The following is an 11,755-nucleotide window of genomic DNA, read 5'->3' as shown; positions in this document are numbered from 1 at the left end:
AAAACGGCTAAAGACCCGCCTGCGTCAGCAGCCATCCGGAGATCATCATGATTAAAGTGGTCCGCACCGCCCTGATTATTTCGCTGCTGTTTAGCCCGTTAGCTATGGCTAAATCGGCTTATGAAACACTGAAGTTTGCCCTTCGGGAACAGCAGATTACCGATGATTTACGTCAGAAATGTCAGCTGCCACCCGGGCTTTCAGATGACGCACTGCGCCAGACCTTCCTGAATGATAAGCAGGATAAAACGCCGTTAATCGCGGCAGCACAGGCGCTTAAAAACAACGATAACTCAGCGTACCGCGAACGGATGGCCCAGGTGGTATGTCCACCCCAGGCGGGATAAACGCCAGCGCCTGAGACCGAAAGGGATTTGCATGATGTTTTGTATTCCCGGCGTCACTCAGTAAACTGTGAAGCCTGGTCTGATACAAACAAGAACTCTCCCGCATGAATGAAGAATCACCGCAGTCGGTGTATGTTCCCCGCACGCTGGCTGCGCGCAGCCGGATGTTTCGTGCCCTGCTTTATCGCGATAAAACCCCACTGGCTGTACTGTTTTGTGCCGCACTGGTCGGTACGCTGGTGGGCCTGGCCGGCGTGGCGTTTGCCAGTGCGGTTCAGGCGATACAGCAGTGGCGTGCTGATAATATCTCTCTGGAGTCGTTGCAGGGCTGGTCGCTCTATGTTGTCGCATTTGCCGTCTCGGCCGTTCTGGCGATGGTTGGCTATTTTCTGGTGAAGCGTTTCGCCCCTGAAGCGGGCGGCTCAGGTATCCCTGAAATTGAAGGGGCGCTGGAGGAGTTGCGGCCGGTGCGCTGGTGGCGGGTCATTCCGGTGAAGTTTTTTGGCGGCCTGGGCACGCTGGGCGCCGGTATGGTGCTGGGCCGGGAAGGCCCTACCGTTCAGCTGGGCGGCAATATTGGCCGAATGGTGATTGATATCATTGGGTTGCGCAGCAACGAGTCACGTCATACGCTGCTGGCGACCGGGGCGGCTGCCGGTCTGGCAGCGGCCTTTAATGCGCCGCTGGCCGGTATTCTGTTTATCATCGAAGAGATGCGTCCCCAGTTTCGCTATAACCTGATTTCGATAAAAGCAGTGTTTACCGGTGTGATCATGGCGAGCATCGTTTATCGCTGTTTCAACGGTGAACAGCCGGTTATCTCGGTCGGCAAACTGGCGGATGCGCCGGTGCAGACGCTGTGGCTCTATCTGGTGCTGGGAATGGTGATTGGCCTGGTCGGTGTCGCGTTCAATCGCCTGATATTTCTGACTCAGGATCTGTTTGCCCGCCTGTATGCCGGTAAAACGGCTCGCGTCCTGCTGGCTGGCGCGCTGCTGGGAGGCGGCTGCGGTGTGATGTCGCTGCTGTTTGCGCCAGGCGCGGGCGGCGGTTCAGAACTGATTCCCCAGGCGGTGCACGGGATATTCCCTCTTGCCCTGTTGCTGCTGATCTTTATCGTCCGGCTGATCACGACGCTGCTTTGCTTTGGCTCTGGTGCGCCGGGCGGCATCTTTGCGCCGATGCTGGCGCTAGGCACGCTGCTGGGTACCGCGTTTGGGGTGATGATGACCCAGCTATTCCCACTCTACCAGCTCGATCCTGGCACCTTCGCTATCGCCGGTATGGGTGCGCTGTTTGCTGCATCGGTACGTGCGCCGCTGACCGGCATTGTGCTGGTGCTGGAGATGACCGATAACTATCAGCTGATTCTGCCGATGATTATTACCTGCCTGGGCGCCACGCTGCTGGCACAATTTCTTGGCGGCAAACCCCTTTACTCATCAATACTGGCCCGGACGCTGGCACGGCAGCCGCAGGTTACCCGCTCACAGCAGGACGGGTAACCTTATCGCTTATTTACCGTCAAAAAAGTCGCTGGGCAACTGGCCCGGCGCTTTATTGATCACCTCATCGTTGTCAGCCCCCTCATTTTTCATATAAGTGACCTCGGCAAACTCAGGAATAATGACGTAAGGATAGGCGGGACCTTCATCGCGAAAGCGGTGCATGTCCTCTATAAAATCGTTCTGGTAACAAATCGTCTTCTCCGGATGCTGACCTTCGCCAGCAATCCACTGTGGGAAAAAGATGGTGCCGTGAACAATCTTACGTGACAGATCAAACAGCAGGCTGACGCAGGTACCTGTGGGTTCATGCCAGTCAACCTTATAAATGCCTGGCGCAAACTGCACCGCATTCATTTTCTGATTTGTCACCCAGCGACCGCCCACCAGCCCCTGATGAATGCGGTAATCGCAGGTGGTTTCATTACGGGCATACCATTCATATTTCCAGCCGTTGTCGTAGGTGTAGACAAAGTGCGTGCCGACAAACTGAGACAAATCAGTTGAAAGCGTGTTAACGGAATCAGAGCTCATATTAGTCCCTTACATCATCAGATATTTTTAAAATAACGGGAAAGTGAGAAGTATTATCCATCAGCCAGGCAATCTACCCTGGATTAATGAATATGGCTCAGGAAATATTTTTTACCAGGCGAAACGGTATAAAACAGATTGGTGAAGAATTTTTAATTTAAAAACAAAAGAGGATGCATGCGTAATCCATTGATATAATTAATAATTTACTTATATTCTTCGCCACGATTTATTTTAAGACCGTTAAAAACGATAGCGATGTTTCCATAGCACCCTTCTCCGGAAATTAACAGGCTGAGAAAGTCATAATTTCAAATTGAGTAATACAACCTGCCCGGGATCTATTTCTTTGCGAATATTTTTGAAGCTGGCGTTATCGTCACGCAACAGCAAAATATTCTGACGCGACCGTGATTAGACTTAGTCATGGCCCGGATTTTCCATGAATGCAGGGCGCCGGTTAGCCGCAGCGCAAATCCTCTCACCGGCAACCTCCTCATCAGCAACGGGCGGAAATAATATGAAAGGAGTACTGTTCGGTGAGCGGACCTGCCCCCAGCTAACGGGATGGCAGGTTAACGGTCTGTCCATAAAGAGAGATCTGACTGTTCGGTTCAGGCTTTTGCCGACGTCGCCGCAGCCACCAGCCCATCAAGCCAGTCCTGGTGTCCGTTGATCATCGGATTCGGTTTAGTGACGGCTAACTCGCGGGCCGGTTGTCCATTTTGCGTCTCCTGAGTCAGTATCCGCACCCGGTTGCCCGGCAGCGCTTCAATAAGCCAGGCATGCAGTACATCGAGACGATCGGCGGCACCAGCTTCACCGGCCCAGCCATGCCAGGCCAGACGTGCGGCCTCGCCTTCAGCTGGCGCAACACACTCAGTCACCTGCGCTTCCACCGGGAATCCAAAGGTCTCGAAATAGAAGCGCACGCCCTGCTCCAGCACCGGCCCTTTATTGTCATAGAAACGGGCATTGGCTGAGTTGGCATAATATTCTGACCAGCGCGCCGGTTCACTCAGCAAGCGCCAGATATCCACGACCGTCAAATCTTTCACAATCACTTCATTCGAGCAAAAATTATCGGTGTAGCCCGGTACAAAATTTTCTGGCCAGACAATTTCGTTCATTTTCATTTTTCGATCCTCAAACAGTTTGGATGCTGCATCGCCGGACATTGCAGCGGACAGGCTTACTATCTGGCGAGCAATGAAATAACGCCAATCGCAATAAATTATCTGTGATATTATTTCCGGTAATATCACGAAGCCGATGCTGGCGGGTCGGTTGTGAGGAAAAATGAGCACTATCCTGCAGAATGTTGATTTAAATCTGTTGAAAGCGCTGGATGCGTTACTGGATGAGCGCAGCGTGACCCGTGCTGCTGAGCGATTGTCGCTTACCCAACCTGCGGTAAGCGGCATGCTCACGCGATTGCGTGAAAGCTTTGATGATCCGCTGTTCACCCGGGCACAGCGCGGTATTGTCCCGACGTTACGGGCACTGGAACTGGCTGCTCCGGTTAAAGCCATTCTGGCGGAAGTGGATGAGCTGCTTCAGCCGCAACAGTTTAATCCGTTAACGGCTGAAATGACGATGCACATCGCAGCGACAGATTATGCCCTGCGTGCGGTCATTGTCCCGTTTATGGCCCGGCTGCGGCGTGAAGCGCCCGGTATCCGGATTGCTGTCGTGCCGGTCAATAATGCGACATTGCAGGAGCAGTTTGAGCGCGGTGAGGTTGATATGGCCTTACTGACGCCAGATACGACGCCACATGAGCTGCATACCCGGCGACTTTTCGACGAAGAATATGTGTGTCTGCTGCGCGAGGATCACCCGCTGGCAGCGGATGGAGCGCTAACCCTGGACACCTTCTGTGCGCATGATCATGCGCTGGTTTCTTATCCCGGCGGGAGTTTCTCTGGCGTCACCGATGAGGCGCTGGCTGCCCTGGGCCGCCGCCGCCGGGTCACGCTCTCCATCTGCAGCTTTTTGGTATTGCCCGACATTCTGCGGCAGAGCGATTTAATCAGTGTGGTGCCGCGTCGTCTGGCGCTTAACGGGGGGCTGATCATCCTGCCGCCTCCTCTGTCTATTCCTGGCTTTACCAAAACGCTGGCCTGGCATGAACGCACCCATCGTCATAAAGGTCATCAGTGGTTGCGTCAGTTGTTGGTCTCGACAGCCAGCGAGTCGACAGATTTGGTTACATCCGCGACGCGTTCAGTTACATAAGCGGGACGGCTCAGGATCATTCTGCTCAGGCGTTGATTAAAAACGATGACAGTCAAATAATGACACCCAGAGGTTTAACGTCATATTAATAAACCAGACTGATTTATTTATTCCTGTAAATCGATACAGGGATTGACTAACGAAACGACATGCGCGTGATAACACGTAGCGGAAACTTTCAGGTTTAATCAATCGGGGAATATCATCACGTTGCACATGACGGAAAGAGTACGAGACGGTTTATTATAATTCGAAACGGTAAAATAACAGGCCCCGGCAGAGCGCCGGGGCTGATGGTTAAAAAGCACGTATAAACGTCTTTTTACTCGGACTTACGTCCACCACCATGGCTATTTTGGCCACCTTTTTTACCGGCTTCTGAAGCCTTTTCACGGTCATTGGCGAAGTTACCGCCACTGTTATGTCCGCCTTTTTTACCTGCTTCAGATGCTTTCTCACGATCCTCTGCGAAGTTACCTGAACCACCACGATGTTCGGCCATAATTTCCTCCTGAACATATTGTCATTTGATTAATGGCAACCAGCATAATTCTATTACGCCAGCCGTTTTCGTGTTGCAGTAATAAGTCTAGTCAGGTCTCTGAGGCCTGCAAGTTCATTACAACGATCCGGACCTGAATTCTATTCAGGCGAAGCGATAGCTCTATATCAGTAAGCAAAACGGGAAGCGAATAAAATTATATTTAAGATAATAAGTTACCTGTCATGGATATCAGTTTTTCCTCTGACGCGGATTTAACATTTTTTTACTTTTGATTAAAAAGTTAAACGTGATGTAAAACGTAGCGGCATACTGCTCGCGGGTCTGAACAGCAAAAAACGGCACCTGATAAGGTGATCCTTCTACCATCAGAAGGTTCATTCGGTCATCCTCAGGTCGGTTATGACTGACCACCCACGCTGGAGTGAGCAGGAATGTAAAAAATGACGCATGAGGATCCAGTCGTCTGCCGATGCAGATCATTCTGATATCAGGTTTCGCCCGAAAGGAGACATTGGTGCTGCAATTTATGGAAGTAATGAAGAGAGCCAACCGGGACTGGTCTGCCAGCAATGACATCAACGGCATAGCGATGTCAGTCTATGTGCAAGGAAGAGATGAAAAGAAACTCTGCTGCTATGAGCGTAATGAGCGTTCAAACCACTGTGTCAAAGACGCGTTTACAAACAACACGATGCATAATTGTCTGCAGACAATTAATGATAAAAGCCCTGACTGAGACAGCCAGGGCTTTTAAGGTACTACCAGTTTAACATTTACCATTAACGAACTTAATTGAAATTTACTGCTTCGGTACTGCTATTTATGAACAGGTTCTGCGGATAATAATGAATACGTGATGTCCTTCATTATCATTAACGGTTTTCACCACCTGATAGTCTTTTATGAGACAAAGACAGGTCAGGCCCGGATAAACCTGCACACCCCCATCGCGATATATACTCTTTGATGCGTTGCCTTACTTTCATTACGACGTTTAAACCGCAATCGTATCCTGTCGTAACGTAAACGTTCAGAACTACGAGGCCTTACATCATCGCGATTACTTCTTACTTCAGCTTCAAAGACTTACAACAATCTGACTACAATACAACATACTGCTACAAAATCTAACGGTAACGCGATACAACAGTACTATTAATAAATGACTCGATATAACAGGATTACTGACTAATTAAAGTCAACTTTCAACTTGCTGTTTCTTTATCAGAGAATGCTTGTTTGCCTCTGATGTATCTTACTTTACGTTTTTAAATTTCAAAGTCAACACTGTTTTTAAAGACATGTTTATATCTTCAGTAGGGCTGGTCTGTGTGGATTAGCCCTCTGAAGCCTAACGTAATAATCTGCGGATTATAACAATGACCTAAAATATAGAGTTCTAACCTATCAACATTTAATAATTAGCCAGGTGATTATATTACTTTATAATGCATGATTGCTTCAGCGCTAAGCAGACCGCTGCGATGACATGCATGATTGGCTCATCGGATCGCCATGGCTCCACATACCCAGGCAAAAAAAGGCACCTTAGCGGTGCCTGATAGGAGTAATGCCGTGGCGTTACTCCGCCAGCTGTTTCAGCAGCAATTGTGCTGTTTCAACCGAAGAACCTGGGTTCTGACCGGTGATCAGCAATCCATCCTGTACCGCATAAGAGGACCAGTCATCTCCGCGGGAGTAGATACCGCCGTGCTGTTTCAGCACGTCTTCTACCAGGAATGGCACCACATTGGTCAGACCGACACCCTCTTCTTCAGAGTTAGTAAAGCCGGTCACTTTTTTCCCTTTCACCAGCGGTTCGCCTTCAGCCGTTTTGACATCACGCAGTACGCCAGGCGCATGACAGACCAGCGCAACCGGTTTACCCGCCTGCAGTGTCTGCTCAATCAAAGCGATGGAGTTTTTGTCATTGGCCAGATCCCACAGCGGGCCGTGACCACCCGGATAGAAGACGGCGTCAAACGCGTCCTGAGAAACTGAGTCCAGACGGACAGTAGAAGCCAGTACCGCCTGAGTCGCTTTATCACCATGAAAACGACGGGTTTGCTCGGTCTGAAAATCTGGCTCGTCGCTTTTCGGGTCGAGTGGCGGCTGACCACCCTTGGGTGTGGCTAGCGTGACATCAACGCCCGCATCGGTAAAGGCATAATAAGGGGCTGCGAACTCTTCCAGCCAGAAGCCGGTTTTCTTGCCGGTGTTGCCGAGTTCATCATGCGAGGTCAGTACCATTAAAATTTTCATATTTGCTCCGTCTATGTGCATCGGGTCAGACTAAGGTTAGGGTTCGGAACCGGCGGCAAAGCCACCGTGTTCTCTGTTGACCGGACCATCATCACCTGGTTAAACATATTTATGAAATTTATTTCTTCAATTTAAACTATTCATATAGCATTATAACTTAATGAAATACGATCTGAATTTACTGCCTGTCCTGCTGGTGATGATGGAAGAGCGCAATGTCACCCGCGCTGCAGAACGGCTCGGTATTACCCAGCCGGCGCTCTCCAATGCGCTAAACCGCTTACGGGAAACGCTCAACGACCCGCTGTTTATTCGCGAGCGTTACGGTATGCGCCCCACCCCCAAGGCTGAGCAGCTGGCACAGGTTGTTGCGGCTTCGCTGGGCGCTATAGATAAAGTTATCCTCGATCAGCAGGATTTTGATCCGCACTCTGCCACCCGGCTTTTTACCCTGGCCCCTAATAGCTATGTTGAATTTGTCATGATGCCGACCATCGTATCGCGGCTGCGAACTATCGCGCCGGGTATTCGCCTGCGGCTTACGCCGTTTGGCAACGACGTGGCGGAAACCGGCGTGATATCGGGTAACACCGATATGGTGCTGGGACGCATCGTTGATCCGCCCGATAATCTGGTGGTGCAGCACCTGATGAGTGAAGGGCTGGCGTGCGTGGTGCGGGCTGATCATCCGGACGTCACTGACCATCTGACTGCGGAACAGTATGAAGAGCTCAGACACGTCAACGTGCTACCGCCTGGCCGGATGCGGGCCGGCTTATATCAGGCGCTTGAGCAGCGCGGTCTGCGCCGTCAGGTTGCCGTTTCAGTCACGCATTTTCTGGCGGTGCCCGAAATGATTGCGGTAACTGATTATTGTGCAACGTTACCGCGCCTCATCTGCCAGCATCTGGCAAAAGATGTGCGGCTAAAAGTTCTGCCTGCGCCGGTTGATCTCGGCACATTTCCGGTCGAGATGGGCTGGCACGCACGTTACCGCGACGATCCGGCACACCGCTGGCTGCGTCATTTAATGACGGAAGTGGCGCAGACAGTGGCAGGATATCCGACAAGTAGTTAGCGCGATCATCATTACCGCACTAATTGTCACTATTGATATGGTAACATAGGTTATTATTCTTCCCATCGGAGGCCAACAACCTCCTCACTAACCCAAAGGAAGATGACCATGAAAACCATTAAAGCTACTTCAATCGCCGCCCTTGCCGCTCTTTCGCTGATCTCATTCGGCAGCTTCGCTCAGAGCGTATCTGTCACCTCATCAACCCTGGATGGTGCGGAATCAAAAATTGCTGCACAGGCTCAGGAACAGGGCGCGCAGTATAAAATTACGGAAGCGAACACCAACAACCGTGTTCATATGACCGCAGAACTGTATAAATAACGGATGGTCGCAAACGGATTTGCCAGAAAAGGCTGCCTGATGGGCAGCCTTTTTTGTTTCTGCTCAGGCGAGACGGGCGGCGGGCCTTTGTCTGCTGCGCCACCATAATCAACCGACAATATCGCTACTTACCATTCCGCTTTGACATCCAGAGCGCTAGCGGAATCATCAAGACTTGTGTCATCACTACCGTTGCAGTCGCATACAGGCCAGGGCTGGCCGCCGATTGAAGGCCAGCTGAAGCAACACGCATACTCAGCATCGGCAGTAACGCGGCATTAACAAGATGCCGGCAATCAGACGCGCTGGCTGGCGCCTCAGCGTTGTTATTCCCATCACCTGGTCAGGCTATTCACCCTTTTCCTATCCCCGCGGCTCCTGATAAGTAATATCATCACCGCGAATTGCCAGCATCTCTACCGCAGACCATCACGTGCATCGGCCAGAAAAAACTCATCAGGAAAAGTGCTGAGAGAGAACGCTGAGGCATGGGATTTCCCTGAAGAGCGCAGAGCAAAGCCTTACCGATTCAGTTAAAAAGGAAATTATCTATGACATCTGGTGAAGTCACGGGGCGTATAAACATAAAACGAAAAAAAGCCATCCGTAAACATTGTTACGGATGGCCCCGCGTGTGACAGATGTCAGGCTGTCAGCGTTCTGGCTAAGCGCTTACTTATCGTTGCCAAAACCCTGTTTTAGCAAGGCAGGCAACACCTTCGGGAAGTAGACGTTTTTATAGTAACCGCTGACGCTTTCGCTCCAGCTTTCACCGTCACTCCGTCCGATGTTTTTCCAGTGCTGCACCATTTCGTCGTTATAGGCGGCAATGTGCTGCGACATGTGCTCCGGGCGATAGGTCTCTTCATGGCGGAAGGTGGCGATAGGAAGACGCGGTTTCTGATGCGCAGGCTGATCAACGTGACCGATGACCACACCAGCAATCGGGAAGGTCAGAGGCGGCAGTTCCAGCAGCGAGATCATCGCCTGGGGATCGCGACGAATACCGCCAATCGGTACAATTCCCAACCCTTCCGCCCGCGCGGCGGCCATCACCGAGCCGAGTGCGATACCGATATCAGTCGAGCCGGAAACGATGCTTTCAATGCTCTGATGAGCAATCTGCTGCTGATCGAGGGCCGATATAGCCAGATCCGATTTATGCATGTCTAGCACAAAGGTAATGAACACTGGTGCTTTAGCAATCCACGGCTGACCGCCCGCTATTTCGGCGATCTGCGCCCGCCGGCTGGCGTCACGAGTGACCACCACGGAGACTTGCTGCGAGTTAACCGATGTCGGTGCGCGATACGCGGTACTGATAATACGATCCAGCACGGCATCATCGATCGGTTGTTCTGTAAAACTGCGTTCACTCTTGTGGCTGGTAAAAATATCGATCAGGTCGCTCATAGTTCCCCCATGTAAAACATGAGAATAGCAGTTTTCACACCGGGAAAACTTAACCGCACTGGTCATCCGGTTGCGCCCGATGTTAGCTACCCCAGCGGCTTCTGAGATACCCGACCGCCTGCCGGGTTTGCGGCTGGTTGAGATAATTTTCCCGGAACAAAATAGTGCCATCGATATTCGGATTTGATTCATTCAGATCAAGCTGCTTTTTCAGTTCAGGCACGCCGCCCTGCAGCGTCCAGTCAGGCTCAATTTTCGACGGCTCGCCCACTTTATATAGCGCCAGACCAATATAAAGTCGGGTTTTAGTCGGTTTCACCACCTCAGCCCACCAGTTAGCCAGTACGTCGTAACGGGCCGCCTGGCGTGAGAAAGGCCAGTAGAGTTGGGGAGCGATATAATCCAGCAGTCCCTGCTGAACCCAGCGACGGGTATCCGCATAGGCTTCGTCATACGCGGCTGCACCGCGGGTATCCGAACCGGCAGGATCGTGGGACAGGTTGCGCCAGACGCCAGCCGGGCTGACGCCAAATTCGACTTCTGGCTTCAGCTGCTTAATGGTACGGGAAACCTGCTCGATCAGCTGCTGCGTATTATGACGCCGCCAGTCGGCTTTAGAGGCAAAACCCTGACCCCAGCTGCGGAAAGTCTGACTGTCATTAAGCATCGAACCGGGCGATTCGGCATAAAAGTAGTCATCAAACTGCACGCCATCTACCGGATAATGTGCGACCACTTCGGCCACAATGCTGGTGATCCAGTCACGTACCGCCGGAATACCGGGGTCAAGCACGTAACGATCCCCGGCGGTGCGGATCCACTCTGGATGCAGCACAAACACGCTGGCCGGATGCAGTGACAGGGTACGATTCAGCTCGCTGACGGTTGAAGGTTTGGTGTTGACTGACACGCGGTAGGGATTAAACCAGGCGTGTACCTTAATGCCGCGTTTATGCGCCTCATCCAGCATAAACTGCAGCGGATCATAGCCGGGATCTTCGCCGATTTTGCCGGTCAGCATATCTGACCACGGCAGAATTTTTGACGACCAGAGTGCGGTAGCATCAGGTTTAACCTGAAAGAACACCGTATTGATGCCAAGACTTTTCAGATTATCCAGCTTAGCGATCAGCGCGCGCTGCTGCAGGCTGATACGCTGGGCGGCCTGACTGCCGTTGAGCGATTCCACAGGCGGCCAGTCGAGACGCGAAACGGTGGCTAACCAGACGCCACGCACCGGTTGCTTTATCGGCGGCTGAGGATGCTGAGGCGTTACTGGCAATGGCTGCTTTGTCACGGGTGGAAAAGGCGTAACCAGCGAGCGCGGCGGTTGAGAGGCGCAACTGACCAGCAGCAGTGCAGCGGCCAGCGCCCCGCCACGCCTGAGAAAGGTCCCGGTCAGGCCGGGACGAGAATAAACGGCAATGATAAACTCCAGTAAAATCTGGTCAGGTCGCAAAAGAGACATTCTCGGCGAGCGGGATTAAAAGTCAATGCGTTAGCAATAAACCGCCGTCGAAACAGTGGCTGTCACCGTCCCGCTTTGCCT

At 51.8% G+C, this 11,755-nt stretch carries 13 protein-coding genes and 1 pseudogene; 6 read left to right on the top strand and 8 right to left on the bottom strand.

Annotation, left to right across the window (positions count from 1 at the left end; all coding sequences use genetic code 11):
* Positions 1 to 47 precede the first annotated feature (47 nt).
* Positions 48 to 347, top strand: coding sequence for a YicS family protein (locus ACLIBF_RS21355; protein WP_448310554.1), 300 nt, complete (start codon positions 48 to 50; stop codon positions 345 to 347).
* Between the two features lie 104 nt (positions 348 to 451).
* Positions 452 to 1,852, top strand: a complete 1,401-nt coding sequence (clcA, locus tag ACLIBF_RS21350; protein ID WP_448310553.1) for a H(+)/Cl(-) exchange transporter ClcA — start codon at positions 452 to 454, stop codon at positions 1,850 to 1,852.
* Between the two features lie 9 nt (positions 1,853 to 1,861).
* Here clcA and ACLIBF_RS21345 read toward each other — a convergent pair whose 3' ends face one another.
* Together ACLIBF_RS21345 and ACLIBF_RS21340 are read right to left on the bottom strand one after the other, a co-directional pair.
* Positions 1,862 to 2,386 (bottom strand): phenolic acid decarboxylase, encoded by a 525-nt coding sequence (locus ACLIBF_RS21345; RefSeq protein WP_448310552.1) that lies wholly within the window; start codon positions 2,384 to 2,386, stop codon positions 1,862 to 1,864.
* Positions 2,387 to 3,000: 614 nt separating this feature from the next.
* Positions 3,001 to 3,516: an SRPBCC domain-containing protein gene (locus ACLIBF_RS21340; RefSeq protein WP_448310717.1), complete on the bottom strand. Its 516-nt coding sequence runs from the start codon at positions 3,514 to 3,516 to the stop codon at positions 3,001 to 3,003.
* Between the two features lie 169 nt (positions 3,517 to 3,685).
* Here ACLIBF_RS21340 and ACLIBF_RS21335 point away from each other — a divergent pair, with 169 nt between their 5' ends.
* A complete protein-coding gene (locus ACLIBF_RS21335) occupies positions 3,686 to 4,624 on the top strand; it encodes a LysR family transcriptional regulator (protein ID WP_448310551.1) in 939 nt (312 codons plus the stop codon).
* 322 nt (positions 4,625 to 4,946) lie between these two features.
* Here the strand turns inward: ACLIBF_RS21335 and ACLIBF_RS21330 are convergent, their stop codons facing one another.
* Together ACLIBF_RS21330 and ACLIBF_RS21325 are read right to left on the bottom strand one after the other, a co-directional pair.
* Positions 4,947 to 5,126 carry a con-10 family general stress protein gene (locus ACLIBF_RS21330; RefSeq protein WP_233988292.1) on the bottom strand — a complete coding sequence of 60 codons (180 nt, stop codon included), beginning with the start codon at positions 5,124 to 5,126 and terminating at the stop codon, positions 4,947 to 4,949.
* Positions 5,127 to 5,357: 231 nt separating this feature from the next.
* On the bottom strand, positions 5,358 to 5,507 hold the full coding sequence (locus ACLIBF_RS21325; RefSeq protein ID WP_448310550.1) for a hypothetical protein: 150 nt from the start codon (positions 5,505 to 5,507) through the stop codon (positions 5,358 to 5,360).
* Positions 5,508 to 5,643: 136 nt separating this feature from the next.
* Between ACLIBF_RS21325 and ACLIBF_RS21320 the strand changes: the two genes are divergently transcribed.
* Positions 5,644 to 5,865, top strand: coding sequence for a hypothetical protein (locus ACLIBF_RS21320; RefSeq protein WP_448310549.1), 222 nt, complete (start codon positions 5,644 to 5,646; stop codon positions 5,863 to 5,865).
* 845 nt (positions 5,866 to 6,710) lie between these two features.
* Here the strand turns inward: ACLIBF_RS21320 and ACLIBF_RS21315 are convergent.
* Complete coding sequence (locus tag ACLIBF_RS21315) at positions 6,711 to 7,391, bottom strand: type 1 glutamine amidotransferase domain-containing protein (RefSeq protein ID WP_448310548.1); 681 nt, start codon at positions 7,389 to 7,391, stop codon at positions 6,711 to 6,713.
* 160 nt (positions 7,392 to 7,551) lie between these two features.
* Between ACLIBF_RS21315 and ACLIBF_RS21310 the strand changes: the two genes are divergently transcribed.
* Both ACLIBF_RS21310 and ACLIBF_RS21305 read left to right on the top strand, forming a co-directional pair.
* Complete coding sequence (locus tag ACLIBF_RS21310) at positions 7,552 to 8,469, top strand: LysR substrate-binding domain-containing protein (protein ID WP_448310547.1); 918 nt, start codon at positions 7,552 to 7,554, stop codon at positions 8,467 to 8,469.
* Positions 8,470 to 8,577: 108 nt separating this feature from the next.
* Positions 8,578 to 8,793: a YdgH/BhsA/McbA-like domain containing protein gene (locus ACLIBF_RS21305; protein ID WP_448310546.1), complete on the top strand. Its 216-nt coding sequence runs from the start codon at positions 8,578 to 8,580 to the stop codon at positions 8,791 to 8,793.
* 136 nt (positions 8,794 to 8,929) lie between these two features.
* Here the strand turns inward: ACLIBF_RS21305 and ACLIBF_RS21300 are convergent.
* The 3 genes and pseudogenes from ACLIBF_RS21300 to ACLIBF_RS21290 all read right to left on the bottom strand — a co-directional run.
* Positions 8,930 to 9,082: pseudogene (locus ACLIBF_RS21300) on the bottom strand (MFS transporter); the annotation flags it as partial.
* A 383-nt stretch (positions 9,083 to 9,465) separates the two neighbouring features.
* A complete protein-coding gene (locus tag ACLIBF_RS21295; RefSeq protein WP_448310545.1) occupies positions 9,466 to 10,206 on the bottom strand; it encodes a nitroreductase family protein in 741 nt (246 codons plus the stop codon).
* An 82-nt stretch (positions 10,207 to 10,288) separates the two neighbouring features.
* Positions 10,289 to 11,665: a glycoside hydrolase family 10 protein gene (locus ACLIBF_RS21290; protein WP_448310716.1), complete on the bottom strand. Its 1,377-nt coding sequence runs from the start codon at positions 11,663 to 11,665 to the stop codon at positions 10,289 to 10,291.
* Between the last annotated feature and the right edge of the window lie 90 nt (positions 11,666 to 11,755).

The sequence above is a fragment of the Pantoea sp. PGP6 genome, assembly GCF_053474785.1.
This window is presented reverse-complemented; position numbering and strand designations above follow the sequence as displayed.